This window comes from Corynebacterium sp. HMSC074A09 (assembly GCF_001811545.1).
In the GTDB taxonomy this organism is placed as follows: Bacteria; Actinomycetota; Actinomycetes; order Mycobacteriales; family Mycobacteriaceae; genus Corynebacterium; species Corynebacterium hiratae.
This window is the reverse complement of record NZ_KV805147.1, coordinates 125,364-150,910: the sequence shown is the minus strand read 5'-3', so window position 1 is coordinate 150,910 and position 25,547 is coordinate 125,364. Positions and strand designations below refer to the sequence as shown.

Annotated in this window: 23 protein-coding genes; 11 read left to right on the top strand and 12 right to left on the bottom strand. The window is 62.2% G+C overall.

The genetic code is table 11. The features are described from left to right. The first annotated feature begins 16 nt into the window (after positions 1-16). Genes HMPREF2807_RS06085 through HMPREF2807_RS06065 form a run of 5 tightly spaced genes read left to right on the top strand, consistent with a single transcriptional unit; the run spans position 17 to position 4,757 of the window. Positions 17-955, top strand: a complete 939-nt coding sequence (locus HMPREF2807_RS06085; RefSeq protein ID WP_070511176.1) for an ABC transporter ATP-binding protein — start codon at positions 17-19, stop codon at positions 953-955. Beyond that, positions 955-1,719: an ABC transporter permease gene (locus HMPREF2807_RS06080; RefSeq protein WP_070511174.1), complete on the top strand. Its 765-nt coding sequence runs from the start codon at positions 955-957 to the stop codon at positions 1,717-1,719. The genes HMPREF2807_RS06085 and HMPREF2807_RS06080 overlap by 1 nt, the downstream gene beginning before the upstream one ends. Continuing rightward, positions 1,716-2,891, top strand: coding sequence for a multidrug effflux MFS transporter (locus HMPREF2807_RS06075; protein WP_070511172.1), 1,176 nt, complete (start codon positions 1,716-1,718; stop codon positions 2,889-2,891). The genes HMPREF2807_RS06080 and HMPREF2807_RS06075 overlap by 4 nt, the downstream gene beginning before the upstream one ends. After that, positions 2,878-4,293, top strand: coding sequence for an AAA family ATPase (locus HMPREF2807_RS06070; RefSeq protein WP_083306689.1), 1,416 nt, complete (start codon positions 2,878-2,880; stop codon positions 4,291-4,293). The genes HMPREF2807_RS06075 and HMPREF2807_RS06070 overlap by 14 nt, the downstream gene beginning before the upstream one ends. Next, complete coding sequence (locus HMPREF2807_RS06065) at positions 4,293-4,757, top strand: hypothetical protein (protein ID WP_070511170.1); 465 nt, start codon at positions 4,293-4,295, stop codon at positions 4,755-4,757. The genes HMPREF2807_RS06070 and HMPREF2807_RS06065 overlap by 1 nt, the downstream gene beginning before the upstream one ends. Positions 4,758-4,804: 47 nt before the next feature. Here HMPREF2807_RS06065 and HMPREF2807_RS06060 read toward each other — a convergent pair whose 3' ends face one another. From HMPREF2807_RS06060 to HMPREF2807_RS06045, 4 genes are read right to left on the bottom strand one after another with little or no spacing between them, the layout of a single operon-like run. Further along, positions 4,805-6,268: a phospholipase D-like domain-containing protein gene (locus HMPREF2807_RS06060; protein WP_070511168.1), complete on the bottom strand. Its 1,464-nt coding sequence runs from the start codon at positions 6,266-6,268 to the stop codon at positions 4,805-4,807. Positions 6,269-6,274: 6 nt separating this feature from the next. Then, the gene (locus HMPREF2807_RS06055) at positions 6,275-7,084 is read right to left on the bottom strand and encodes an exodeoxyribonuclease III (protein ID WP_070511166.1); all 810 of its coding nucleotides are present in this window, start codon (positions 7,082-7,084) and stop codon (positions 6,275-6,277) included. A 5-nt stretch (positions 7,085-7,089) separates the two neighbouring features. Beyond that, on the bottom strand, positions 7,090-8,088 hold the full coding sequence (locus HMPREF2807_RS06050; RefSeq protein WP_070511163.1) for an N-acetylglutamate synthase, CG3035 family: 999 nt from the start codon (positions 8,086-8,088) through the stop codon (positions 7,090-7,092). Then, a complete protein-coding gene (locus tag HMPREF2807_RS06045) occupies positions 8,088-8,702 on the bottom strand; it encodes a peptide deformylase (protein WP_070511160.1) in 615 nt (204 codons plus the stop codon). The genes HMPREF2807_RS06050 and HMPREF2807_RS06045 overlap by 1 nt, the downstream gene beginning before the upstream one ends. A gap of 16 nt (positions 8,703-8,718) precedes the next feature. Here HMPREF2807_RS06045 and HMPREF2807_RS06040 point away from each other — a divergent pair, with 16 nt between their 5' ends. Genes HMPREF2807_RS06040 through HMPREF2807_RS06030 form a run of 3 tightly spaced genes read left to right on the top strand, consistent with a single transcriptional unit; the run spans position 8,719 to position 10,949 of the window. After that, on the top strand, positions 8,719-8,973 hold the full coding sequence (locus HMPREF2807_RS06040; protein WP_070511158.1) for a DUF3263 domain-containing protein: 255 nt from the start codon (positions 8,719-8,721) through the stop codon (positions 8,971-8,973). 26 nt (positions 8,974-8,999) lie between these two features. Beyond that, positions 9,000-9,770, top strand: a complete 771-nt coding sequence (locus tag HMPREF2807_RS06035) for a LytR C-terminal domain-containing protein (RefSeq protein ID WP_118853190.1) — start codon at positions 9,000-9,002, stop codon at positions 9,768-9,770. Positions 9,771-9,818: 48 nt separating this feature from the next. Continuing rightward, the gene (locus HMPREF2807_RS06030; RefSeq protein WP_070511154.1) at positions 9,819-10,949 is read left to right on the top strand and encodes a glutamate--cysteine ligase; all 1,131 of its coding nucleotides are present in this window, start codon (positions 9,819-9,821) and stop codon (positions 10,947-10,949) included. A 158-nt stretch (positions 10,950-11,107) separates the two neighbouring features. Here HMPREF2807_RS06030 and HMPREF2807_RS06025 read toward each other — a convergent pair whose 3' ends face one another. From HMPREF2807_RS06025 to HMPREF2807_RS05990, 8 genes are all read right to left on the bottom strand, one after another. Continuing rightward, entirely contained in the window at positions 11,108-12,331 is a 1,224-nt protein-coding gene (locus HMPREF2807_RS06025) for a glycosyltransferase 87 family protein (protein ID WP_070511152.1), read from the bottom strand. A gap of 88 nt (positions 12,332-12,419) precedes the next feature. Continuing rightward, positions 12,420-12,800: a monovalent cation/H(+) antiporter subunit G gene (locus tag HMPREF2807_RS06020; RefSeq protein ID WP_049154692.1), complete on the bottom strand. Its 381-nt coding sequence runs from the start codon at positions 12,798-12,800 to the stop codon at positions 12,420-12,422. After that, complete coding sequence (locus tag HMPREF2807_RS06015; RefSeq protein ID WP_046647179.1) at positions 12,797-13,069, bottom strand: monovalent cation/H+ antiporter complex subunit F; 273 nt, start codon at positions 13,067-13,069, stop codon at positions 12,797-12,799. Before HMPREF2807_RS06015 ends, HMPREF2807_RS06020 begins: the two co-directional genes overlap by 4 nt. Continuing rightward, positions 13,069-13,587 carry a Na+/H+ antiporter subunit E gene (locus HMPREF2807_RS06010; RefSeq protein ID WP_070511150.1) on the bottom strand — a complete coding sequence of 173 codons (519 nt, stop codon included), beginning with the start codon at positions 13,585-13,587 and terminating at the stop codon, positions 13,069-13,071. Before HMPREF2807_RS06010 ends, HMPREF2807_RS06015 begins: the two co-directional genes overlap by 1 nt. Further along, positions 13,584-15,380, bottom strand: coding sequence for a Na+/H+ antiporter subunit D (locus HMPREF2807_RS06005; RefSeq protein ID WP_070511148.1), 1,797 nt, complete (start codon positions 15,378-15,380; stop codon positions 13,584-13,586). The genes HMPREF2807_RS06010 and HMPREF2807_RS06005 overlap by 4 nt, the downstream gene beginning before the upstream one ends. Next, on the bottom strand, positions 15,373-15,873 hold the full coding sequence (locus tag HMPREF2807_RS06000; RefSeq protein ID WP_046647182.1) for a Na(+)/H(+) antiporter subunit C: 501 nt from the start codon (positions 15,871-15,873) through the stop codon (positions 15,373-15,375). Before HMPREF2807_RS06000 ends, HMPREF2807_RS06005 begins: the two co-directional genes overlap by 8 nt. Further along, the gene (locus tag HMPREF2807_RS05995; RefSeq protein ID WP_070511146.1) at positions 15,873-18,788 is read right to left on the bottom strand and encodes a Na+/H+ antiporter subunit A; all 2,916 of its coding nucleotides are present in this window, start codon (positions 18,786-18,788) and stop codon (positions 15,873-15,875) included. The genes HMPREF2807_RS06000 and HMPREF2807_RS05995 overlap by 1 nt, the downstream gene beginning before the upstream one ends. A gap of 236 nt (positions 18,789-19,024) precedes the next feature. After that, on the bottom strand, positions 19,025-20,392 hold the full coding sequence (locus HMPREF2807_RS05990) for a dipeptidase (protein WP_070511144.1): 1,368 nt from the start codon (positions 20,390-20,392) through the stop codon (positions 19,025-19,027). Between the two features lie 109 nt (positions 20,393-20,501). On the opposite strand from HMPREF2807_RS05990, the gene HMPREF2807_RS05985 reads away from it, so the two are divergent. The 3 genes from HMPREF2807_RS05985 to HMPREF2807_RS05975 all read left to right on the top strand — a co-directional run bounded on the left by HMPREF2807_RS05985 (position 20,502) and on the right by HMPREF2807_RS05975 (position 25,088). Continuing rightward, complete coding sequence (locus HMPREF2807_RS05985) at positions 20,502-22,475, top strand: OPT family oligopeptide transporter (RefSeq protein ID WP_049154698.1); 1,974 nt, start codon at positions 20,502-20,504, stop codon at positions 22,473-22,475. A gap of 292 nt (positions 22,476-22,767) precedes the next feature. Beyond that, positions 22,768-24,414: a chaperonin GroEL gene (gene groL, locus HMPREF2807_RS05980; protein WP_046647185.1), complete on the top strand. Its 1,647-nt coding sequence runs from the start codon at positions 22,768-22,770 to the stop codon at positions 24,412-24,414. A gap of 494 nt (positions 24,415-24,908) precedes the next feature. After that, entirely contained in the window at positions 24,909-25,088 is a 180-nt protein-coding gene (locus tag HMPREF2807_RS05975) for a PorH family porin (protein ID WP_046647186.1), read from the top strand. The last annotated feature ends 459 nt before the right edge of the window (positions 25,089-25,547 follow it).

Sequence of the window (25,547 nt, the reverse complement as noted above, 5' to 3'; positions counted from 1 at the left end):
TGGCACGCTGTAGGACATGATTGAAGTAGCCGGACTGACCAAACAGTACAAGTCTGTCCGCGCCGTCGATGACCTCACCTTCCAGGTGGAGCCGGGCCAAGTGACCGGCTTTCTGGGGCCCAACGGCGCTGGAAAATCAACGACGATGCGCATGATCCTGGGCTTGGACAAGCCCACCGCTGGCACCGCTCTGGTGCACGGCAAGCGCTACCGCGAGCTGAAGAACCCGCTGCGTGAGGTGGGCGCGCTTCTCGACGCCAAAGCGGTCCACGCCAACCGCACCGCTGCCAACCACCTGTTGTGGATGGCGCAGGCCAACGGTATCCCTACCTCCCGCGTCGATGAGGTGCTGGGCCTGGTGGGGCTGGCTGATGTTGCTGGCAAGAAGGCCGGCGGCTTCTCCCTCGGTATGGGCCAGCGCCTCGGCCTGGCTGCCGCACTGCTGGGGGATCCGGGCGTGCTGATCCTGGACGAGCCGGTCAACGGCTTGGATCCGGAAGGTATTCGCTGGGTGCGCTCGCTCGTGCGGGCGCTGGCGGCAGAAGGCCGCACGGTGCTCATCTCCTCCCACCTGCTGGCGGAGATGGCGCAGACGGCGGACCACTTGGTGGTCATTGGCCGCGGCAGGCTCTTGGCCAATCAGCGCACCTATGACTTTGTGAAGGAAAACTCCAGCGCTTCGGTTGTGGTGCGTTCGGAGCACCTGCGCGAGTTCGGCTCGGCGCTCAAGGAGGCTGGAGTGACCTTCCGCGAGTCGGTCGATGAAGAGCAGCGCCCGACGCTGGTGATCCCTCACCAGACCACAGACTACGTGGGCAAGCTGGCCTATTCCACGGGAGTGCCGCTGACGGAATTGACCCTCCACCGCGCCTCACTGGAGGAGGCTTATGTGGCCATGACGGATCGCGCGGTGCAGTACCAAGCGGAGGCACCGCAGAAAGGGGCCCAGTTCTAATGTTTTTCAACACTGTTCACGCGGAGTGGACGAAGCTGCGCACGACGAAGTCCTTCTGGTGGACCACCGCGCTCATCTTCCTCATCGTGACCGGCTGGACGCTGCTGAACTCGCTCAACGCGGGGGAGGCGGTGCTCGGCATTAGCCCGCTGCAGCCGATGAGCCTGGCCTCCGTCCTCCTGCTCATGGGCGTGCCGATCATGATGATCCAGGGCGCGATGATGGTGACCACGGAGTACCGCTACAAGACGCAATCCCTCACCTTCTTGGCCAACCCGAATCGCTGGAGCGTGGCCTGCGCCAAACTGGTGGTGTACGGCGTGATTGCGGCTGTCATCGCCTTCTTGGGATTGGTGTACATCTTCGTGTTGGCGGATCTCACGGCAAACGAATCCGCGGCGGAGGCCTTCCAGCCTTTCTCCAGCGACGACGGCAAGCACATGCTGTGGGCCTTCCCCATCGCGGCCTTTGGCGCGGTGCTCTTCGTGCAGGGGCTGGGTCTGCTGCTACGGCAGACCGCCGGCACGGTGGCGATTTCCCTCATCTTGTACATGGGCCTGGAAAACTTGGTGCGTTTGCTCCCGGTAGTGGGAGATAAGATCATCCACTTCATGCCGTTTACTGCTTTCCAGAACTGGGCGTTGGACTACGTGGATGAGAACGCCCCGTGGAGCTCGATTGGCTTTGAGGCCCTCGTCTTCTTCGGCTGGGCTGGTGTGCTGTGGATCCTGGGCGTTATCGTGCTGGAGCAGCGCGACGCGTGATCCCTTTTCCGCTTCTGGCGACGTTGGCGCTGTTGTCCGCAACAGCGCCCTTCGCTACTGATATGTACCTGCCGGTGATGCCGGAGATCGTCGCCGATCTGGGCACCACCCGGGCCATGGTGCAGCTGACCATTTCGGGCTTCTTCGTCGGCATGGGCATGGGCCAACTCGTCATGGGCCCGCTGTCTGATGCCATCGGGCGCAAGCGCCTCCTTGTCGCCGGCGCCTTTCTCGCTCTGCTGGCTTCCGTGTTAGCGGCGATGGCCCCGACGGCCTCGGTGCTCGTCGTGGCCCGCGTGCTGCAGGGCCTCGGCGGCGGTGCGTGCGTGGTGCTCTCCCGCGCGGTGGTCCCGGACCTCGTGCATGGTGCCGCGGCGGCGAAAGCCTATTCACTGCTCATGGCGCTCCAAGGTATCGCTCCTGCGGTAGCCCCGGTACTGGGCGGCATCCTGGCGGAGCCGCTGGGCTGGCGCGGCATTTTTTGGGTGCTTGCCGGGCTGCATGCGGTGCAGTTGGTCCTGGCCATCGCTATCGTCCCGGAAACTGCGGGCGGCCGCTCTCGCGATGGGTTGCTGCGCACGGTGGCGGGCAATTACTGGGCGGTGCTGACTAACGCCCGGGTCTGGGGCTACCTGGTGACCATGGCCTTCGGCTTCTGCTCGATGTTTTGTTACATCTCCGCCTCGGCCTTCGTGGTGCAAGAACAGTGGGGCTTTTCACCGCTGGGCTATTCGCTGATCTTCGGCATCAACTCCGTGGGCCTCTTTGCGGCCACGCTGGTGAATTCGCGGGCGATGGATTCGGTCTCCCCGGCGGTCATGTTGCGCATCGGCGTGACCGGTGTCTTTGTCTGCGGGGTGCTCCTCCTGCTGGCGGTACTGCTCGGCGCCCCGGTGTGGGTCTGCCTCATTGTGCTTTTTGCTTGCGTGGCACCGACCGGCTTCATTATGGGCAACGCCACCGCCTTGGCCACGGGTTTGATGCGCCCGCGGGCGGGCAGCGTGTCCGCGATCATGGGCTTTGGGCAGTCCATGCTAGCCAGTGCCATCAGCCCGCTCATGGGCTGGGGCTCGAACGCCGCGCTGACCATGGCCATCGGCATGGTGTGCTGCAGCTTCATCTCGCTGTGCGGCCTCGTGGTGTCCACGCGTCTGGCTCGTGGAGCTGCGTGAAGTTCAACAGATGTGCACAACGCAGAGAGCGTTCATGCGTATTATTGGCCGCATGGCTACCCCACGTCTCGCTGAGCTTCGCCTGAGCAAGTTCAAGTCCTTCCAAGATGCTGTATTGACTCTGCATCCAGTCACTTTTCTGACTGGCCTAAACAGTTCTGGAAAGTCGAATGCTTTGGATGGGCTGGAGGTTTTGTCCCGCTTGGCATCGGGGGCAGAACTAGGAGACGCACTTGATGGGCGCATGACCCAAACCGGCCCGATCCGAGGTGGCTCTCGTGGTTGCGCCCCGCATGGCACCGAGAGCTTTGAACTGGGCTGTACCGTTGAATCTGGGACAGATACGTACCGCTATGACGTCGAGGTTCAGGTATATCCGGAGTTGCGTGTTGTCAAAGAAAGCCTCGTGGGTACCGGATATTCCGTAAAGAGCGGCACCCGCACTAGCGATGCAGAGTTGTTTAAGACCCAGCCGGCAGCAGACAACCGAGCTGGGATCTACACGTTAATTTTTAGCGGAAAGCGTGGGGCAAACCCCACCACACTCTTGCGTGACTCTCGCCTTATCTTGGGACAGATTAAAGCGGTGCTTGCGGGAAAGAACCGTGCAGAGAATTCAGTGTTGAAAGGGGCGTCGATTGTGTCCATGGCGCTTCGATCAGTGTTTCACCTCGATCCAGTCCCCAGCCTTATGCGGGATTACGTTCCAAGGAAGAGCACGCAGCTGAAGCGTAGCGGTGAGAACCTCTCGGCGGTGCTGTGGCAGTTGCACAAGGATTCCCCCAAGACTTTCCAAGAGCTAGGGCAGCTGGCCGCTCACGTGACTGGAGTGGATTCCACACTGGACTTTATTGACTCCCCGTTGGACGAAGTCATGCTGACCCTCGTGGAACACTTCGAAGATGGAAAGCAAGAAAGAACGCCTGCTCGTGAAATGAGCGATGGCCTCCTCCGATTCCTCGCAATTGCAACGGCGCTTAAAACTGCGCCCAAGGACTTGGATATCGAACAGCCACTTGAACTTGGTGATGACGTAGAGAACCCAGTAGCTCAAATTGTCGTCGAAGAAATGGAAAACGGGCTCCACCCTTCGCAGGCGCAAAGAGTTATGCAGATGCTTAGCGAATCCGCACGCAAACATGACTCGCAGGTTCTTGTCACGACCCACAGTCCTGCCATCTTGGACCAGATTTCTGGGGAGAAAAACGGTCAGGTAGCAGTGTGCTACCGGGATAGCAGAACCGGGCAAAGCGAGCTCTCGCCTTTGGTGGAGTTACCGGATTTCGTGGAATCCATTTCCAAGCACAGCTTGGGTGCTGCGGTCACCGCTGGTGAATTAGTCGATGACACCGAAACGCAGATTAGTTTCGAGAACATGAATCGGCTTTTTGGGATCGGCTGATGCGCGTTTACTTCATCGATACCTCTGTGCTGGATAACCTGCTTGCGATTCCTCACAAATGCCAAGCTAAAGAACAAGCCAAAATCGATTTTGCGGAACGCCAAAGTGAGAACGCGAAGTTCATCCTGCCGATTACCGCGGTGATTGAAACCGGAAATCACATTGCGCAGCTTCCGCAGGGCGACGTGAGGCGCAATATTGCGGAAAAATTTTCCCAGATGCTAGAGCTGACCGCCCATCAACAAGCCCCATGGATCCTGCATGACTTTCAGTGGAACAAGGAGTTCATCACCGAGCTCGTCTCAAGGCACCGTGCGGGTCTATCAATGGTGGATATGATGACTCAGCAGGTTGGTGGCGGCGACCTTTGTATTCTGACTGAGCGCGAGCTGTATAAGCGCGCCACCGGAATTACCGCAGAAGTGTGGACATACGATGCGGCGCTGGGTGCATATTCTGGATAGGTCATGCCCAATCAAGGGCGAGGCAAATCGAGCTCGCGGGCGTGCTCCTACTGCAGCGCTGAAGTCAGGCGCATGACGTTGTCCACGTAGCGGCGCAGCACGCCGCGCTCGTTCCACTCTTCGAGGGTGAGCTCGTGGCAGACCTTCTTGTAATTGGTGGCCAGCTGGGTGAAATCCTCGATGAGGTCGCCCTTGGCCACCAGCATGGTCGATTCATAGTTGAGGCCGAAGGAGCGCATATCCATGTTGGAAGACCCGAACATGCACAGCGGTTCGCGCTCCGGCAGGCCCGGGTCCGCCAGGATGAACTTGGAGTGCAGCACGAAGGGCTCGGGGAATTGGAAGATCCGTACGCCGGCCTCCAGGAGCGCCTGGTAGTAGGAGGACTGCGCGTGGTGGACCATGAACTGGTCCGCCTTCGCGGACACTAGGAGCTCCACTTCGACGTCACGGTAGCAGGCGGTGGTCACCGCCTCCAAGAGGGACTCATCCGGGATGAAGTAGGGCGAGCAGAGGATGAGCTTTTCCTTTGCGTGGTGCACCACCGAGTTGAACATGCGCAGGTTGGGTTCCGTGGTGTAGCCGGGGCCGGAGGGGACCAGCTGGAGGTGGTTGGAGTCCGCCGTCATGGCGTCGTCATAGGGCTGCATGTCCAAGGACAGCTGCTCCTCTGATTCCAGATACCAATCCACCGCGAACACCGCGGCGAGCGAAGTGACCACCGGTCCGGTCATTTCGACCATGTAGTCGATCCATGCGCGGTCCTTGGTCTTGTATTCACGCTTGATCATGTTCATCGAGCCCAAGAAGCCCGTGTGGCCGTCAATGACCACGATCTTGCGGTGGTTGCGCAAATCCGGGCGGCGGAAACGTCCCTTATGCAGCTGCAGCGGAAGCATGAGCCGCCAGTCGACGTCAATCTCGGTGAGGCGCTTGCCCAGCGTGAAGTAGCCCTTGTATTTCAGGCTGCCGATCTGGTCCAGCAGCAGTTTAACCTCCACGCCGCGTTCGCGGGCGCGCGCCAAGGACTGGAAGAAAACATCGGTCACCTCATCCCAAGACTGGATGTAGATCTCAATGAGCACGTATTTCTCAGCCCGGTCCACGGCCCGCGCCATGGCCAAGATGGCCTCCTCATAGGAGGCGTGGAGGCCCTTGTTGTGCCCGATGAGGGCCGGGTGCCCGGTGAGGTTGCGGTTGAGCTGGATGAGGGATTCCACCTCCGGGGAAAGCCGGCCGGAGGGATGGTTGGGGGTGGAGGCGGTGACGTCGTTGAGAAGCGCGTTGGCCTCTTGTTGGATGCGGTGACGGCGGCGGTTGATGTAGGGCGAGCCCATGAGCAAGAACAGCGGCAGCCCCACGATCGGCAGCACCAGAATGGCCAGCAGCCAGGCGGTAGAGCTGGAGGGGCGGCGGCCCTCGGGGACCACGCCGATGGCGATGATCTTGATGCCGTAGTCAATAACCAGCAGCACGAGCTGCCAGACGGAGAGATCGACGTTCACGCTCATGGCAGGCTAGCGCACCGACGCGAAATCGGGGACATCGAAATCTGCGATCAGCGGCACGTGGTCGGAAGTCTTGTCACCGGCGCGCTCCACCATGTCCACCTGGGCGCCCTGGACGAGGCGCGCTAGTGGCTCGCTGGCTAGCTGGAAGTCGATGCGCATGCCCTCGTTCTTCTGGAAGCGCAGGGACTTGTAATCAAAGTAAGTCCAGCGCTCCTCTTCGGTGAAACGGCGCGTAACCTCCTGCAGCCCGGCCTCCTGAAGCATCTGGAAAGCCGCGCGCTCGGGCTCGGTAACGTGCGTCTTGCCGCGGAAAAGAGAGATGTCCCAGACGTCCTCATCCCGTGGAGCAATGTTGAAATCGCCCGTGAGCAGTAGTTTCGATTGCGCGCGGGTTTCCACATAGCGCGCCAAGGAGTAGAGAAAGTCCAGCTTGTAATCGAAGTGCCGGTCCGTAATCTCGCGCCCGTTGGGAACATAGAGGGACCAGATCTCAATCCCGCGGATGCGGGCTGAGACCGCCCGGGCCTCGCGCTTTTGCTCCTTGGCGGGGTCCTTGTGGAAACCCGGCTGAGCGGGGAAGAAGGTCTGGACCTCCTCCGGTTCTTCCTTGGAGAGGATGGCCACGCCATTCCACTGGTTCAGGCCGTGGCAGGTGACGTGGTAGCCGGCCTCCTCGAAAGGCTCGCGGGGGAACTTCGCATCCGCCACCTTGGTTTCTTGCAGGCAGAGCACGTCGATGTCGTGTTTGGCCAGCAAGTCCACCGCGCGCTGGGCGCGGGTGCGGACGGAGTTGATGTTCCAGGTAGCGATGCGCATGTGGTTTAGGGTACTTGAGGCAGGCGACGGGCGTAACGGTGGCGGTGCTGCTCGAGGAAGCCGAGCTTCTCATAGAGCCGAATCCCGGCCGTGTTACCTGCCACGACCTGCAGATAGGCCTTCTCAGCACCCTGGGCTTTGCCCCAGGCCAGCATGTGCGCGCCCAGCGCGGTGCCCAGTCCCTTGCGGCGCCAACCTTCGGCGACCTCCACGGCGGAATAGCCCAGCCACACGGTGCCGTCACCGGATTCCGTCAGCGTGCCCCGCGTAATCGCGATGGTCTCACCCGTCGGGGCGAGCAGGCGCCCAAAGCCCATCGTCCCGTCGATGCGGCTGCGCAGGTACTCCAGGGCCAACGGCGGCAGGGCCTGACCACGGAAGTGGTAGAGGTCGAGCCACTCGGAATCGGGCTGCTCGTCGATGCGGAAGCTGACGTCCCCCGGGGCAGGGAGCTCCGCCAAATCGCGCACCATCACGAGGATCTCCGGTTCGAGCTCCCACGCTTCGGGTTCTGCTGCCAGCAGCTTCTCCGCGGAGGCACCGATGCGCTCCGGAATGGCCAGGCACACGGGCAGCTCGTGGCGGGCATAAAACGCTTCGATCTCCTCCATTGGCACCGGCAGAAATCCCGCCGAAGGGCCCAGCGGAATCGCGGAATTTGAGCGGCCCGTCACGCCATCACCCGCGCGCATGAGCCACTGGCCATCCAAGGTCCACTTGTGTTCCTTGCCCGGGAAGGCCGCCGCGGTGGCCACTTCGACGGCGCGGATATCGGAATTGCGGACCGTGCGTGGGGAGAGGCGCTTAATAATCTTGAGCTGCTCTGGCGGAATCTCCACCGCGTCGAGAGAAGAGGGGTAGCCGCCGACTTCCTGCGGGCGGATGACCAGCGGCTCCAGGCTGAGCACGTGGCCAATCACATCGCTGTGCACGCCGCCGAAATCGCGCCGGGCCACCACGCGCTCGCCCACCTGGACGGAATCGGAGCGGAAGATGCGGGACATTAGTCCTCGTGCCCGAAGGGATCTTCGTCCTCGCCCGGCAGCCAGGTAAGCCCGGCCTCGGTCCAGCCGTTGCGCTTAATGGCCTTCTTGGCCTGGCGCTTGTAGCGGCCGGTGAGCACGTCGGTGTAGACGAAGCCGTCGAGGTGGCCGGTTTCGTGCTGCAGCATGCGCGCGAAGAAACCATAACCCTCGATGGAGATATCCTCGCCCTTTTCATTCTTGCCGGTCACACGGGCCCAGTCGGCGCGGCCGGTGGGGAAGCCCTCGCCCGGAACGGAGAGGCAGCCTTCGTCCTCGGAGCCGTCGTCAGCCGGCATGGTCTCCGGAATCTCGGAGGTTTCCAGCACCGGGTTGATCACGCAGCCGCGGCGCATGCCGCCTTCGGGAAGCTCGGTGCCATTGGGACCGTCGGTGTCGGGGCAGTGGTAGACAAAGAGGCGCTTGTTCACGCCGATCTGGTTAGCGGCCAGGCCAACTCCGTGCGCGGCGTCCATGGTTTCGTGCATGTCCGCGATGAGCTCCTGTAGCTCAGGAGAGTCGATGGCTTCGGTGACCGGCTCGGTGGGATTGTGGAGGACCGGGTCGCCGTGGATAACGATGGGACGAATAGTCATGGCATACAGTCTAAGCATGCACTCCCTGTCAGACCTAGACGCCGCGATTTTGGAGTTCGAGTCCCACGCCCCGCGCGATATCGGCGCCAAGGAGGAGGCCATCCGCACGCAGTTGGACATCACTCCGGTGCGCTATCACCAGCGCCTCAATGTGCTCCTGGATGACCCCGCGGCGCACGCCTCCTACCCACTGTTGGTCACCCGCCTGCGCCGGCTTCGCGACGTCCGCGACGACGTCCGGCGCGCCGCACGCGATAATGCCCCAGACTGAGCGAATCAGATACTAAAGTTGCCAATGTGACTAATGTGAATCCGGAAAACTCTGCCTCGTCCGCTGACCACGCGCGCCACGCCGCCGATTCTGACGCGGCCGCCGCCCCGGCCGCCGCTGCCGCTCCTGCGAGCAAGCTCCCCCTGCGCGGGCTCGCCATGGTGCTCATCGCCGTTGCCGTCATGCTCGGCATGTGGGCGCTCTATGCCATGACCTCTGATGACTCCGAGGACACCGCGCAGAACGCGCCGGCAGGCAACGATGCTGTCGTGTCCGGCCCCGCGACTGGCGGCGCCGAGGGTGACGGTGCTGCCGCCGGTGGCGCGGAAGGAGAGGCGGACAAGAACCGCGAGGAGTCGGATGCTGCCGGTGCTGACGCCGAGGCTGGCGCAGACGGCGATGCTGAAGCCGAGCGTGACGCTGCCCGCGACGACAACGCTGAGGAGGGCGCTGCCGCAGGTAGCCCCGACCGCGCCCAGGCGGAGATCCCCGTCAATGTGTACAACAACTCCGGTCGCGCCAACTTCGCTGCCGATGAGGCCGAGCGCCTGAAGTCCCAGCACTTCCACATCGCCGAGGTGGGCAATATCAGCGGCGACGTCCTCGTGGCTCCGAAGACCACCGTCTACTTCCCTGAGGGCGATGCGGCCGCCGAGAGCCTGGCCAAGGAGGTTGCCGCCCAGTACTACGGTGCCGACGTACCGGCGGAAGCGATTGCCCCGTACCCGGCCGAGCTGACCGGGGACTACACCAAGGACGATGCCGTCGTGGTTGTCCTCGCGGTTCCCCAAGCCTAGGGAATAAAATCTTATTAAATTCATCCGCCCGACGGATAGGATGAATGGGTGAATATTCCGGAAGAGAACTTCGCCCGCTCGCCCGAGCCCACGCTAGGTGTTGAGTGGGAAGTTGCCCTCGTTGATCCAGCGACCTGGGATCTCGTGCCGCGCGGCGCTGAACTCATCGACCGCGTGCGCGCTGCTCATCCCGACATCCACCTGGAAAAGGAATTCCTCCAAAACACGGTGGAGCTGGTGACCGGGGTGTGCCGGACGGTGCCGGAGGCGATGGGGGACCTGCGGGCGTCGCTCAGCGCCGTGCGTGAGGCGGCCGACCCCTTGGGCGTGCGCCTGTGGGCCTCGGGCGGGCACCCTTTTACGGACTTCCGGCAAAACCCCGTCTCCAACAAGGAGAGCTACTCCGAAATTATCAACCGCACCCAGTATTGGGGGCAGCAGATGCTGTTGTGGGGCACGCACGTGCACGTCGGCATCAGCCACGAGGACCGCGTGTGGCCCATCATTAATGCGCTGATGACGAAGTACCCTCATCTGCTGGCTATTTCCGCCTGCTCGCCGGGGTGGGAGGGGCTCGATACCGGCTATGCCTCCAACCGCACGATGCTCTACCAGCAGCTGCCCACCGCGGGCATGCCCTACCAGTTTGAGAACTGGGAGCAGTGGAAGTCCTACATGCGGGACCAGGCCATTTCGGGCGTCATCAACCACACGGGCTCGATGCACTTCGACGTCCGCCCGGCCTCCAAGTGGGGCACGGTGGAGGTGCGGATTTCCGACGCCGCCTCCAACCTCCGCGAGCTCTCCGCCATCGTGGCGCTGACACACTGCCTCGTGGTGCACTATGACCGCATGATCGACGCCGGCGAAACGCTGCCCACGCTGCAGCCCTGGCACGTGGCGGAGAACAAGTGGCGCGGCGCGCGCTATGGCATGGACGCGCTGGTCATCACCTCGCGCGAGACCGATGAACGCTGGATCAAGGATGAGCTGGCGGATCTCTTGGTGGAGCTGGCTCCGCTCTCGGAAGAGCTGGGCTGCGCTCCGGAGCTGCAGCTGGTGCAGGAGATCATCGACGGCGGGGCGGGCTATGAGCGCCAGCGCCGTTTGTACCAGGAGACCGGCAGCTGGCAGAAGGTGGTTGAGGCCACCGCGGATGAGATGGAGCGGCTGGAGTAAGTACCGAACGATCAATTAAGGCCCGAAAACTGGTGGTTTTCAGGGCCTCAATTGATCGATTCGTACTTTTGGGAAGCTGTCTCGCCCAAAGATGACGTTTCGATCAAATAGTGCACCAAAACAGCCGGGTTTGGCCCCCTTAATTGATCGAACCGACCCTAGCTCTTCTCCGCTGCGCGCTTGCGCGGCGCAATGAAGCCCCACACGGCGTAGACCACGATGAAAGCTAGGCAGGACAGTGTCCACAGCGAGGTTGCCCACGGCTGGAAGGATTCGATTGCGTCGAGGTTGGCCGAGGACATGGTGAACCACACGGGCACTGACATGAAGGGCAGCGAAAGCACGAACAAGGCCGCCACGGAGGCAAGCCCCGCGAGCTGCTCACCGCCCTTGCCGGACACACGCGAGCTCACCGCCTGGTTAACCGAGACGAAGACCATGACGATGAAGGGGATGGTCCACACGAAGTGGTGGTACCACGAGAAGGGGGAGACCAAGCAGGTGCTCAGGCCCGTCAGCGCGAACGCTGCCGAGCGGTTGCCGCGCAGGTAGGCGGTGCGCAGCGCCAGGCAGGTCAGCGCGAAGACCACGATGACCGCCAGGATCCACCAGATGCCACCGTCGATGCCGAGCTCGCGGAACATGAGCGAGCGCAGCGACTTCGCCCCGGGGTTGGCATGCTCGCCCACACGCGAGGAGTTGAACATGGCATCGGTCCAGAACACCATCGCATCAGGAACGAAGAGGAATCCGAGCACCACCGTGACGAGGAAGGTAATCACCGCACCCGCGGCAGCCCACCAGCGCTTCTCAAAGAGCAGAGCTAGGCCCATGTAGGCCGGGGTCAGCTTGATTCCGGCAGCCAGGCCAATGCCCACGCCCGGCAGGCGGCGCTTGATAGGCAGGAAGTCAAAGGCCACGAGCAACATGAGGAAGACGTTGACCTGCCCGTAGTACAGCGACCCGTGCATCGTCTCATTCGCCGGGGTCAGCGCGGTAAGCAGCACCGCGATGAGGACGGCCGCCGGGGTCATCTTCACGCCCCGCTCGCGGAAGATCATGACGATGATGGCCAGCACAGCCAAGAACATGAGCGAAGGCCAGATAATGGTCAGCGCGTCCTTGCTGAAGAACGGCAAGACCTTGAACAGCAGGCCCGCAAAGGGTGGGTAAGTGAAAGGGAATTCAAAGATATAGGGGGCGTCGTACAGCAGGCCACCGGCGTTGAGATCCTCGCCAGCCATGCGGTAGATGGCGAGGTCAAAGGGGAGGATGAAGGTGAAGGCCTTGTGGCCATCGAACTGGATGATCTTGTACACCATCACCGCGATGCCCAGTGCGAGGACAGCACACATCGTTGGTACGCCTTGCAGCTTCTTCACGTCGACTCTCCTCGCCTGACCACCTATTAGTGCCTTTTGCAGCCTATATTATTGTCCCCGCATTTCCCGGCAGAAAGGTACCGTGTCCTTACTTTCGGCGCATCGAACGCGCGGCCGGGCTCTCGTTGCGTGTCATCGATTCCGGGGGACCGTACAGGCCCTCGCGGCGGGCGATACGCGTGGTTCTCTGCGCGGTCACCGGGCTGGTGATCATGGCGAAGAGAACGAGCAAGACGAGGATTCCCAGGTCGCCCCTCTCGGCCACGCTGAAGTCCTCGGAGCCCGTCACCTTGATGATCGCGCCCACGATGGTGAAGATCAGCCCTGTGGTCTGTGGTTTGGCGATGGCATGCACGCGCGCCATCGTGTCCTTAAAGCGCGCCACGCCAATCGATGCCGCCAAGATGAGGATGGAGCCGACGAGGATGAGGATGATGGAGAGGACATCGGCAATCAGTACGTAACTCATGAATCCCTCTTCCTAAAGCGGGTGACAGAGACCGTGGAGATGAAGCCGAGGAGCGCCACGACGATCATCGCGTTGGAGACCGTCGTGTCCAAAGTCCAGCAGATATAGGTGGCCAGGGCGCATTGGAACATGGCCACGAGTCCGTCCATAGCGATGAGGCGGTCGAGCGAGTTGGGGCCGATGACGATGCGCCACGTGGTGATGAGGAAAGCCACCACGAGGAAGCCGGCGGCCACGGTGAGCAGGATGTTATACAGGTCCGTATCCATCAGGGGTGGCTCCTTTCAAAGATGGCAATCATGTCGGCCTCGAGCTTGCGTACGGCCGCGATTTCGCGCTCCAGATCCTCCTCGGAATCGGCGTTCAGCAGGTGGATGGTCAACATGCGGTTGGCAATGTCAATATCGGAGACCGTGCCGCCGGGCTGCAGGTTGTACAGGCTGACCGCCAGCGAGAGAACGAACTCGTTCTCCACTCGCATCGGCAGCTTCACAATCGCCGTCTTCGGCACAGGCTGCGGGCGCACCGCCAGCCAGCCGACCATGATGGAGGCCTCCATCAGCTCGACAAACCACTGCGCCATGAAGACGAGCAGTTTGCCCCAGCTCACCGAAATCCCCGCCACGGGCATGGCCGGCAGCGGCAGCGCAAAGACGATGACGAGGCTGACGAGCAGGCCACCCACCAGGTTCGCTACGGTAACTTCGCCCATGAGCATGCACCACATGACGACGATCCACACCATGAACCACGGCCGGAAGCGGTGCTTAATACCGGAGAATCTCATCGCGACACCTCCTTTTCATCATCGTCCACGGTCGTGGGGAGTGTAGCCGTTGTGCTTGGCGACGTCCTCGTGGTCGGTGCCACCGGTTCCGGATCCGGGAGGGGCTGGCTCCGGTTCTTTCGCGAATCCGCGCCCTCCTCGTAGCGCTCAGCGGGGTCTAAGTGACGCGTCGGGTCCTCGGCGGAGTCACCCAGGACGGCATAGCGGTAGATGGAATCATCCTGCGCCGAGGTGGCCGCGCGGGTGGTGACACCAGAGATGGGGCCCGCCAGGAAGGACATCGATACCGAGGCGATGACGAGCAGGGAGGTCGACGCCAGCATGCCGAAGGGCACGCGGCCGACGTCATCGCGCTCCTCCAACTCGACGTACTCGGTGACTTCTCCCAGTGGAGAAGGGCGAACCATGGCGAGGTTGCCCTCGGGCGCATCGCCGCGGTCGCGCAGGAAACCCTTGGCCCACACGAGGATCATGACGTAGAGGGTCAGCAGGGAGGTGATCACCGCGCCGCCGATGAGGACCCAGGACAGCCAGGAACCCTCATTCGCGCCGGCTTGGAGCAGCATGATCTTGCCCAGGAATCCGGAGAAGGGCGGGATACCCCCCAGGTTCATGGCCGGGATGAAGTACAAGATCGCGATGAGCGGCGCGGTGTAGATCAGGGAGCCCAAGCGCCGCAGCGAGGAAGTGCCGGCTTGGCGCTCGATGAGGCCCACCACCAAGAACAGCGCGGTCTGCACCAAAATGTGGTGAACCGCGTAGAAGATGGCGCCCGACAAGCCCTGGGCGGTTCCGAGGGCAACGCCGAAGATCATATAGCCGATGTGGCTGACGAGCGTGAAGGACAGCAATCGCTTGATATCCGATTGGGCGATAGCGCCCAAAATGCCCACGAGCATCGTGGCCAGCGCGACCCACATGAGCAGGCCATCCAGCCCGCCATCGGTGAAGATTGAGGTGCGCGCGCGAATGATGGCGTAGACACCAACCTTGGTGAGCAGGCCCGCGAAGACCGCGGTGACGAGGGACGGTGCGGTGGGGTAGGAGTCCGGCAGCCAGGCATCCAACGGGAAGACGGCCGCCTTAATTCCGAAGGCAATGAGCAGCACGGCGAACACTGCGGAGCGGGTGCCCGCCGGGATATCCTCCATCCGGATGCCAATCTGGGCCATGTTCATCGTGCCCACCGTGGCGTAGACATAGGCCAAAGCCAGCACGAAGATGAGCGAGGAGGCCATGGAGACCATGACGTAGCCCACGCCGGCCCGCACGCGCGCGGGTGAGGCGCCGAGGGTCAGCAGTACATAGGAGGCCACGAGGAAGATTTCGAAGCCCACGTAGAGGTTGAACAAGTCACCGGCCAGGAAGGACACGTTCACGCCCATGGTCAGCAGCATGTAGGTGGGCAGGAAGGTCGCCACCGGCTCGTCCTTCGTGCCGTCGCGCACGCCCTGTGAAATGGCGTACCACATGACGGAGAAGAGGACGACGGAGGACGTAAAGAGCATGACCGTGGACAAACGGTCCGCCACCAGCGTGATGCCCACCGGGGCGTCCCAACCGCCCACCTGCAGGGTTTGAATGCCGGTGGTATCCGCGATGAAAATCAGAGCGGCATTCACAGTGGCGAGCGTGAGCAGGGAGAAGAAAGCGATGCGGCGCTGCGCATTGGCATTGCGTGCACAAAGCATCGCCAGCGCGGCAGCCAGGGCCGGGATGATGATCGGCAGGGGGATCAGGTAGCTGATATACGGCAGCAACAGATCCACTAGGGGAGAGATGGTCTCACTCATCGGTCGCCTCCTTCACGGGAGCCTCGAAGAACTCGGGGCCAAACTTATCGCCTTCCTTGGTGGTGCGGCCGGTGGTCGGGTCATTGGACGCGTCGTGGTCAGGGGCGGCTGAAGCATTGCCCGGGCGCGAGGCAATCGCCGCGATAGCGGCGTCCTCGGTGTCGTCCTCAATCACGTCCGCGGAGCGGTAGCGGTATTGGCGGTAAGCCAAGGTGAGGATGAAGCCGGTCAGCGCCATCGAAATGACGATGGCCGTGAGGATCATCGCCTGGGCCAGCGGATCGGCGATCTGATCGCCGTAGGGGAGGGAGTTCCGGCCGTCGATAGGCGGCGAGCCGGCTTGGCCGCCAGCCATGAGCATGAAGAGGTTCGCGCCGTTGCCCAGCAGCAAGATGCCGAGCAGCATTTTGGTCATCGCGCGGTCGAGCAACAGGTAGACTCCGGTGCCGCAGAGCACGCCCGCAGCGAGCAGGAGCATGAGATTGGCATCCATTAGGCGTGTCCTTTCTCTGCCGTGGCAGCGGTTTCTTTTGCTTGTGTGCGGCGCGCCAGGGAGCGTGCGCGATCGCGGGCGCGTTGCTTACGCATCTCTTCTTCCTCATCGAGCTTCGCGCCCAAGGAGGACAGCACGTAGAGCGTGAGGCCAATGACGATGAGGTAGACGCCGGCGTCGAAAATCAGCGCGGACGGCAGCGACACATCACCGATGAGCGGTATACCTACCTTCGTGTACCCAGAGGTCAGCGGCGGGTAGCCCAAGAGCATCGGGGTAATAACGGCGCTGAGGGAGAGCAGCAGGCCTACCGCCATGGTGCGGCCGCCGTCGAGAGGCAGCGCCTCTTCGAGCTCCTCGCGGCCGCCAGCCAGGTAGCGCAGAATCAGCGCCAAGGCTGCCACGAGACCGCCAGCAAAACCGCCGCCGGGGGCGTTGTGGCCGCCGAAGAAGAAGTACAGGGACAGTACCATCATCGAGGGGAAGAGAATACGGGTGCTCACGTCCACCATGAGCGAGCGGTTGAGCGCCTTCTCCGATTCCACGCCTGCAGCCAGCCAGCGGCGCCCGGTGACCTGCAAGGTCGGGCGGCGGGAGGCACGGGTAAAGCTCTGCGTGCGGAAAATCAGCGACGCAATACCCGTTGCGGCAATGACGAGCACCGTGATCTCGCCGAAGGTATCCCACGCACGCAGGTCCACGAGCAGGACGTTGACCGTGTTGGCGCCGTGGCCGATCTCCTTGGCCAATTCCGGCATGTACTGCGAGATGGGCTCCTCGCGCCGAGCGTTGATGGCAAACATACCCACCACGGTGACGGCGAGGCCTACGCCTACCGCGAGCCAGGCGCGCAGGCGGCCGGTCTTGGGATCTTGCTTCCACTCGGTATTAGCCGGCATACGGCGCAGCACCAGCATGAAGAGCACCATGATGATGGTTTCCACGAGGAGCTGCGTCAGCGCCAAGTCCGGAGCGCCCTGCAGCGCAAAGATGAAGGACAAGGCGTAGCCGGTCACGCCCACCAGGATGACCCCGGAGAGGCGGTTATCCAGCACCGTGGCGGCCACGGCGGCGATGATGATGATCACCGCGGCGATGGCCTGCCAGGGGTTTTCGGCCACGATCATGCGCACGTTGGTGAGATCGCCGCGGATGAGCATGACGATGGGCAGCACCATGAGCGTGGCGAAGATGACCGTGAGGTTGTATTGCAGCGAACCGCGTTGCGTGGAGGCGGTAATGCGCAGGGAGAGCTGGCGCAGGGAGTTGATGATGGCGTCGTAAGCATCGTCGGCAGAGCCCAATGCGGGGTAGGTGAATTGGGCCTTGGTGAGCGCCTGGCGCTGCCAGTGGAGGAGGGAACCCGCAGCGATAATGATCACGGAGAGCAGCAGCGGGATGGTCCAGCCATGCCACAGGGCGAGCTCGGAGGCGTCCTGCGCCCCAAAGGTGTTGTCCAAGTGCTGCGTGATGCCGTGGGAGAGCGGCAGCGGCAGCAGACCGAAGAAGATGGTGAGCAAGGTCAGTACCGTCGGCGGGATCCACAGGAAGGGGCCAATGTGGTGCATGTTTGCTACCGCCTCAGAGGGCTCGTCCTGGCCCTTGGAGGAGAAGGCTCCCCACAAGAAGCGCAGCGCGTAGGCCATCGTCAGCGCGGAACCGACGACGACGGTGACAAGCAGCATGTTGCGCGGCATGCCGACCAGAAGCTCCTCGCCCATGATGGCCTCGAGCGTGGCTTCCTTGGACACGAAGCCCAGCAGGGGCGGGATACCGGCCATGGACATCGCGGGGAGGATGGCCAGGACGTACAGTGCGGGATTCTTCTTGCCCAGGCCCGCAAGCTTGTCGATGTCCCTGGTTCCCGTCGAATGGTCGATAGCGCCGACGATCATGAAGAGCGCGGCCTTGAAGAGGGAGTGCGCGACGGTCAGCGCCAGTCCTGCCTGCATCGCCTCGCGGGAGCCAATGGCGATGATGGCGGTAATAAAGCCCAGCTGCGAGACGGTGCCGTAGGCCAGGATGAGCTTCAGGTCACGCTGCTTGAGCGCCATCCAGCCGCCGAGCAGCATGGTGAAAGCACCCAAGGGGAGGACCACGAGGTGCCAAGTGGGGATGTCATGCACCGAGGGGGCAAGGCGTGCGACGAGATAGATGCCGGCCTTCACCATGGCCGCGGAGTGCAGGTAGGCCGAGACCGGGGTCGGTGCGGCCATGGCACCGGGCAGCCAGAAGTGGGCTGGGGCGATGGCGGACTTGGAAAGCGCACCACAGAGAATGAGCACGATAGCCACGGTGAGGTAGGGCGTGTTGGCGAGGTCCTCGGTGGCGGCGATACTGCTGAAAGACCACGCGCCGGTCTGGCGGCCGAGGAGGGTAATACCCACCAGCATGGCGAGACCGCCCAGGACGGTGACCATGAGCGCCTGCTGCGCTGATCGACGCGACGAGGCTCGCTCGCCGTAATAGCTCACTAAGAGGAAAGACAGCAGGGAAGTGATTTCCCAGAAGACGTAGAGCAGCAGGAAATTATCGGAAATCACCAGGCCATACATGGCCGTGGCAAAGCCCACCATTTGGCTGCTGAAGAGGGCGAGGCGCCGCCGGGAGTGGTTGAAATAGCCCCAGCAATAGAGCAGGACCAGCGCGCCTACGCCCAGGATGATGAGGCTGAATAACGCGGAAAGCGCATCCATGCGGAAGCTGACATTGAGGTGCGCTGCTGGCATCCAGTTGAGGTCATAGGCCAGCTGGTTGCCGTCGCGCAGCGTGCCATCGGTCAGCCGTTGGAGCACCCAGAAGAACCCAACCGCGGGCACTATTGCCAAGAGGCCGAAGGCACGGCGGCCGAGATAGAAAATCAGGAAGGGAGCGGCGATGGTGGTTAGAACCAAGGCACAAAAGAGAGTGAGCACGAGGTTGCGGTGGCGTCCTTTCCTTGTCGGGGGACTGGGCTAAACCCACCGCTCTGGCGGGCGTCTACTAGTGCTCACGATACAGTCTGAAATCCCAATTTTCACTTTTTCATTTCATACAGTTATATATGCGTCTCCTGTTGGCGTTCTTCCACGTCGCTAGCGGCTCAGGTTGGAGGGGTACTGCGCCGCCCGCCCGGGATACCCGGGCCACGGTGGGCAGCGCTGCGGTGCGCTTAGGCGAAGCGCTGCAGGAAGAGCGCCTCGGCGATGGCGATCTTTTCAATCTCGGTCGGGTCGACCGATTCGTTAGCAGAGTGGATGGTGCACTGCGGCTCCTCGACGCCGAAGAGTGCGATCTCCGCGTTTGGGTGCTTCTCCTGCAACTCCACGGTCAGCGGGATGGATCCGCCCATGCCCTGGGTGATGGTCTCCCCACCGAATGCCTCGCCGAGGCACTCGCCGAGCAGAGCCACCGCGGGCTTTGCCGGGTCGGTCTCGAATCCCAGGTTGGCCTCCAGGATGGTGACCTCGATGTGTGCGCCCCACGGGACGTGCTTCTTCAGGTGCTCGGCCACGGCCTCCGCGGTGGCGCGGGGATCCATGGTGGCGGGGGTGCGCAGGTTGATGTTGGCTTCTGCGGTGGCGGGCACGGCATTGACGGCCTCGGCCACCGGGGTGGAAGTAAAGCCGGTGATGGTCACTGCCGGGCGGGCCCAAATCATATCCGCGATAGCGGTGGCACCGGCCGGGTCCTGCGCGCCCATGACCTCGGTGCCCTCGAGCATTTGCGCGTCGGCGCGGAAGTTCTCCTCGCTGTAGGCGGTGTCCTGGCCCTCGGCCAGCGGCCAGGTGCCTTCGCAATCGACGCCGTCGATAGTCGTGCGGCCATACTCATCCGTCAGGGAATCCAGCGCGCGCATGAGCGCCTTGACGGCGTCGGGAGCCGCGCCGCCGAACTGGCCGGAGTGCACGGCCGAGTGGAGGGTGGAGACCTTGACGTTGATCTGCGAGCCGCCGCGCAGGGAGGTCGTCAGCGTCGGGACACCTACCTTGGCGTTGCCGGCATCGGCGATGAGAATCGCGTCGGCCGCGAAGAGCTCAGGGCGCTCCTCGATGAGTGCGGACAGGCCCTCGCCGCCGCGTTCCTCGGAGCCCTCAATAAGCACGGTGAGGTTGAGGTCGGTTCCACCGTTGGCGTCGAGCGCGCGCAGGGCCGCCAGGTGCATGGCGACGTTGCCCTTGCAGTCAGCGGCGCCGCGGCCGTACCAGCGGCCATCGCGCTCAGTCAGGGTGAAGGGATCAGACTCCCACGCGTCGGGGTTCCCGGCAGGAACCACGTCGTAGTGCGAGTACAGCAGCACCGTCTTCGCGCCCTCCTTGCCGGGGCGCTTGGCGACGATCGCCGTGGAACCATCAGCGGTAGGGATGGCCTCGGGGGTGAAGTTGGCGTCGACAAGCGCGGCGTGGACCCACTCCGCCGCCTTCGCGGTCTGGTCCTCTAGACCCGGCTCGTTGTGGACGGAATTGAAGGAGACGAGCTCCTTGAGCTGGTTGAAAATAGTGTCGCGGTCATTGTTCACAAACTCAGAAATCTTGGTCATGCACTCCAACCTACTCGGATCCTCAACTCGGCCTACCGGCCGCTAGGTAGTAACATATGCACGGTTCTAGTCCATATTGTTTATAAGTTCTTTTTAGAAAGGACCTGACATGGCGTCTACCACCGCCGAAGGTTCCCAGTCCACGCTCCGCGAGCTCACGCTGCGCGGCATCATCATTGGTGGGCTCATCACTCTTATCTTTACCGCCGCCAACGTGTATCTGGGCCTCAAGGTGGGCCTGACGTTTGCCACGTCCATTCCTGCCGCCGTGATTTCCATGGCGGTGCTGCGCCGTTTTGCCGGGCACAACATCAAGGAAAACAACATCGTGCAGACCATCGCCTCTGCGGCCGGCACGTTGTCCGCGATCATCTTCGTGCTCCCGGGCTTGGTCATGGTGGGCTACTGGCAGGGCTTTTCCTTTATCGATACCGCCGCGGTCTGCGCCATCGGCGGTGTGCTCGGCGTGATGTACTCCATTCCGTTGCGCCGTGCGCTGGTGACGGGCTCGGACCTGCCCTATCCGGAAGGCGTGGCCGCGGCGGAGGTCCTCAAGGTGGGCGATAGCACCGGTGAGGAGGGCGAGGCCGCCCACGAAGAGAACACGAAGGGCCTGCACGTCATCCTTTTTGGCGGCATCCTTTCTGCCGTCATGGCACTGCTGGCGGCTATGAAGGCAGCCGCCTCCGAGGTGGCCACCTACTTCAAGCTGGGCCCGGGCGCGACGACGCTGGGTAGCTCCCTCTCGCTGGCGCTGGTCGGCGTGGGCCACCTCGTGGGCTTGGCCGTGGGTATTGCGATGCTCGTCGGCGTGGTCATCTCCTACCTCATCCTGCTGCCCATCCTCACCGGTGGTGAGGGGCTGGGTGATCCGGCCACGCTCATGGACACTGTTGATTCCGTCTTCTCCGGCCGGATTCGCTTCATCGGCGTGGGCACCATGGCTATCGCCGCGATCTGGACGCTGATCAAGATCACCGGTCCGATTGCCAAGGGCATGGCTGAGTCCTTCGCCTCCTCCCGTGACCGCAAGGGCGGCCAGCAGGTAGCGGTGGAGGAGCGCGATATTCCGGCGCCCTATGTCATTGGCACCATCCTGGTCCTGATGATTCCGATTGGTCTGCTGCTGTGGAACTTCGTGCGCGGCACCGATATCCACGACCACATGGCCGTCCTCATCACGGTCTCCGTACTCTTCACCTTGCTCGTGGGCCTGATCATCGCGTCGGTGTGTGGCTACATGGCTGGCCTCATCGGTGCCTCCAACTCGCCGATTTCCTCCATCGGCATCATCGCGGTCATCGCCGCCGCGCTGATCATTGCCGCCGTGACCCGCGGGACGGACGCGGAGCCGCTGTCGCTGGTGGCCTACACGCTGTTTACTGCGGCCATTGTTTTCGGTATCGCGACTATTTCCAATGACAACCTGCAGGACCTCAAGACCGGTCAGCTGGTCGGCGCGACGCCGTGGAAACAGCAGGTAGCGCTCATCATCGGTGTCCTCTTCGGCTCCCTGGTGATTCCGCCGATTCTGCAGGTCATGCTCACCGGCTTTGGTTTCCAGGGCATGGAGGGCGCCGGTGAGGACGCGCTGGCTGCCCCGCAGGCTGCTCTGATGTCCTCGGTGGCATCTGGCATTTTTGATAACTCGCTGCCGTGGGATCTCATCGGTCTGGGCGCGGCGATTGGTGCCGTCATCATCATCGTGGACGAGTGCCTGCGCCACTTCACCGACAAGTACTCCCTGTCCCCGCTGGCCGTGGGCATGGGCATGTACCTGCCGGCAGCCATCACCATTGTGGTGCCGATCGGTGCGTTCTTGGGCTACTTCTACAACCGGTGGGCGGCCCGCCAGTCCAAGCCGGACTTTGCCAAGCGCATGGGCACGCTGTTGGCCACTGGCCTCATCGTGGGTGAGTCGCTCTTCGGCGTGGTCAATGCGGGCATCATCGCGGCGTCGGGCGGCGATTCCCCGCTGGAGATCTTCGAGGGCGGCACGGCAGCCAAGTTCGTGGGCGTCATCCTCTTCGTTGCCGGCATTGCCGCGGCGTATAAGTGGACGGCGAAGAAGGCTGCGTCCTAAGAGCGACAGAGACTTCGTTGTGACGGGCGGTTCGGTTTAGCGGGCAGTTCGTTTTCGTGGGCGGTGCTTATGCACCGCCCGTTCGCTTATAGCGTTCGTGTTGAATCTTGCAGTCGGTAGGTCTGAGTGCCAGAATGGTCGCTAGCACTTCCACATGGCAAGTGCCAGAAATGAATCAAAATCATCTATGTGGTTGGGGCTGGAGAACACTCGCCAGCCGTGCCGTCGCGGGCGTCCGTCATAGATCCAGACGTGAGTGTCGTCCTCAACAAAGCTTAAGGAGCACAAACACATGGCAAAGATCATTGCCTTCGATGAAGAGGCACGTCGCGGCCTCGAGCGTGGTCTCAACACGCTTGCCGACGCCGTCAAGGTCACCCTCGGCCCCAAGGGCCGCAACGTCGTCCTGGAGAAGTCCTGGGGCGCCCCGACCATTACCAACGACGGTGTCTCCATCGCGCGCGAGATCGAGCTCGAGGACCCGTACGAGAAGATCGGTGCAGAGCTGGTCAAGGAAGTAGCTAAGAAGACTGATGACGTTGCCGGTGACGGCACCACCACCGCTACCGTTCTGGCACAGGCTCTCGTGCGTGAGGGTCTGCGCAACGTAGCCGCTGGTTCTAACCCGATGGGCATTAAGCGCGGCATCGAGGCCGCTACCAAGAAGGTTGTTGACTCCCTGCTCTCCTCCGCGAAGGAAGTAGAGACCCAGGAAGAGATCGCCACCACCGCTGGTATCTCCGCTGCTGACCCGGCAATCGGCGAGAAGATCGCCGAGGCTATGTACACCGTGGGCAACGGCTCCGTAAACAAGGACTCCGTTATTACCGTTGAGGAGTCCAACACCTTCGGCGTCGACCTTGAGGTCACCGAAGGCATGCGCTTCGATAAGGGCTACATCTCTGGCTACTTCGCTACCGACATGGAGCGCCAGGAGGCTGTCCTCGAGGATCCGTACATCCTGCTGGTTTCCTCCAAGGTCTCCAACATCAAGGACCTCGTTCCGCTGCTGGAGAAGGTCATGCAGACCGGCAAGCCGCTGCTGATTATCGCTGAGGATGTTGAGGGCGAGGCCCTGTCCACCCTCGTGGTCAACAAGATCCGCGGCACCTTCAAGTCCGTTGCCGTGAAGGCTCCGGGCTTCGGCGACCGCCGCAAGGCCACCCTGCAGGACATGGCTATCCTCACCGGCGGCCAGGTCATCTCCGAGGAGGTCGGCCTGTCCCTGGAGACCGCTGAGATCGAGTACCTCGGCCAGGCACGCAAGGTTGTCGTGACCAAGGACGAGACCACCATCGTTCAGGGCGCTGGCTCCCAGGAGCAGATCGACGGCCGCATCAAGCAGATCCGCGCCGAGATCGAGAACTCCGATTCTGATTACGACCGCGAGAAGCTGCAGGAGCGCCTGGCCAAGCTGGCCGGCGGCGTGGCAGTCCTCAAGGTTGGTGCCGCTACCGAGGTTGAGCTCAAGGAGCGCAAGCACCGCATCGAGGATGCCGTGCGCAACGCTAAGGCAGCCGTCGAAGAGGGCATCGTCGCCGGCGGTGGCGTGGCCCTGCTGCAGGCAGCTGATGTCCTGGATTCCCTCTCTGACCTCACCGGTGACGAGGCAACCGGCGTCAAGATCGTCCGTGAGGCACTGTCTGCTCCGCTGAAGCAGATTGCTCAGAACGCTGGCCTGGAGCCGGGCGTTGTCGCCGACAAGGTGGCTTCCCTGCCGGCTGGCCAGGGCCTCAATGCGGCTACTGGCGAGTACGTGGACCTCATGGCCGCTGGCATCAATGACCCGGTCAAGGTCACCCGTTCCGCACTGCAGAACGCTGCGTCCATCGCGGCCCTGTTCCTGACCACCGAGGCAGTTGTGGCGGATAAGCCGGAGCCGGCCGGTGCAGGCGCTGGCATGCCGGATCCTGACGCAATGGGCGGCATGGGCTTCTAGTGCCTAGCTCCCCGGGCTGAGGCGTCTCGCGGCTGCAGCCCGTAGCAAAACGAACGCTCCCCACGGTCAACCGTGGGGAGCGTTCTCTGTTCTGAGACCTTTTTGTGCCCTTATGTCACCCCGGATGGGGGTAGGCGAGCATGTTCTTGCGGAAAATATTTCTCGCTTTTACTTTGTTTGTCAGGCCTATGAATCGCTAGTGGAGGGGCTAGCGTTACGTTTTGCAGAAAATTTCTTGTCGCCTCGCACCTGATGCTGTTTATTTCCGCAGTTAGAGGCGTTGTTGCTGGTTAGGTTAAGGTCGAGTGAATAAATAACGCTCGTTGCATGCTTGATCTGCAATGATCTTCATCCGAAAAATTAACTCGCCTAAACGCTTGCAAAGTCGGGGAGGTGTGCCAAAATAGTTTTCTGTGACGCCCGCTGAGGGTGTCTGCAAAACCGCAAACCCCTCCGGGCACTTCTGAGTCCGGACTTCACAAAAGGAGACCATAATGGATCTTTCTTTCGTTGCTGATCAGCTGGGCAACTTCGCTGACTTCGCTTCCGGCATCAAGAACCTCTTCCAGGGCTTCGCTAAGGCTTTCGACATCATCGCTGGTGCTGCTACCGCTGACTCCGTTGAGGTAACCCCGGACACCTCCAAGCTGGACGCCCTGTCCTCCACGAAGTAATCTTGTGCCCTTCTGAAGGGCGCACTTAATACACACACTTTCAATCCCAAGGAGATTTTAAAATGGAAACCCTGTCTTCCACCGGCATCTTCGGCCTCATCCTGCCGCTTCTCTACGCTCTGGGCGACGCTGCTTCCGGCGCCAAGAAGCTGATCGGCCTGCTCTAAGCAGCACGCTGTTCACGCAGAACTAAGCGTTAACCCCGCTGTCCCATGATGGGCAGCGGGGTTTCTCATTTCCAGAACCCTTGGGCTAGCGCAGTGCCGCGGTACGTTTTCGCAAACATGCCCTTGGGATCATGCGCTTTCCGGACCTTGCATGCGAAAACGTACCATCGCGTAAGCGGGGCGGGTACGGATCGATCATTTAAGGCCCCCGATCTTCGAGTTTTGGGGGCACTATTTGTGAGAAACGTACATTCTGGGCTGCTGCTGACGCCCGTTTGCCACGACGGGGGTA

Bases quoted from the DNA above. Each gene is read 5' to 3' on its own strand.
- HMPREF2807_RS06085 (WP_070511176.1), top strand. From the start codon at position 17: ATGATTGAAGTAGCCGGACTGACCAAACAGTACAAGTCTGTCCGCGCC.
- HMPREF2807_RS06080 (WP_070511174.1), top strand. From the start codon at position 955: ATGTTTTTCAACACTGTTCACGCGGAGTGGACGAAGCTGCGCACGACG.
- HMPREF2807_RS06065 (WP_070511170.1), top strand. From the start codon at position 4,293: ATGCGCGTTTACTTCATCGATACCTCTGTGCTGGATAACCTGCTTGCG.
- HMPREF2807_RS06060 (WP_070511168.1), bottom strand. From the start codon at position 6,268: ATGAGCGTGAACGTCGATCTCTCCGTCTGGCAGCTCGTGCTGCTGGTT.
- HMPREF2807_RS06055 (WP_070511166.1), bottom strand. From the start codon at position 7,084: ATGCGCATCGCTACCTGGAACATCAACTCCGTCCGCACCCGCGCCCAG.
- HMPREF2807_RS06050 (WP_070511163.1), bottom strand. From the start codon at position 8,088: ATGTCCCGCATCTTCCGCTCCGATTCCGTCCAGGTGGGCGAGCGCGTG.
- HMPREF2807_RS06045 (WP_070511160.1), bottom strand. From the start codon at position 8,702: ATGACTATTCGTCCCATCGTTATCCACGGCGACCCGGTCCTCCACAAT.
- HMPREF2807_RS06040 (WP_070511158.1), top strand. From the start codon at position 8,719: ATGCACTCCCTGTCAGACCTAGACGCCGCGATTTTGGAGTTCGAGTCC.
- HMPREF2807_RS06020 (WP_049154692.1), bottom strand. From the start codon at position 12,800: ATGAGTTACGTACTGATTGCCGATGTCCTCTCCATCATCCTCATCCTC.
- HMPREF2807_RS06015 (WP_046647179.1), bottom strand. From the start codon at position 13,069: ATGGATACGGACCTGTATAACATCCTGCTCACCGTGGCCGCCGGCTTC.
- HMPREF2807_RS06010 (WP_070511150.1), bottom strand. From the start codon at position 13,587: ATGAGATTCTCCGGTATTAAGCACCGCTTCCGGCCGTGGTTCATGGTG.
- HMPREF2807_RS06005 (WP_070511148.1), bottom strand. From the start codon at position 15,380: ATGAGTGAGACCATCTCTCCCCTAGTGGATCTGTTGCTGCCGTATATC.
- HMPREF2807_RS06000 (WP_046647182.1), bottom strand. From the start codon at position 15,873: ATGGATGCCAATCTCATGCTCCTGCTCGCTGCGGGCGTGCTCTGCGGC.
- HMPREF2807_RS05990 (WP_070511144.1), bottom strand. From the start codon at position 20,392: ATGACCAAGATTTCTGAGTTTGTGAACAATGACCGCGACACTATTTTC.
- HMPREF2807_RS05985 (WP_049154698.1), top strand. From the start codon at position 20,502: ATGGCGTCTACCACCGCCGAAGGTTCCCAGTCCACGCTCCGCGAGCTC.
- groL (WP_046647185.1), top strand. From the start codon at position 22,768: ATGGCAAAGATCATTGCCTTCGATGAAGAGGCACGTCGCGGCCTCGAG.
- HMPREF2807_RS05975 (WP_046647186.1), top strand. From the start codon at position 24,909: ATGGATCTTTCTTTCGTTGCTGATCAGCTGGGCAACTTCGCTGACTTC.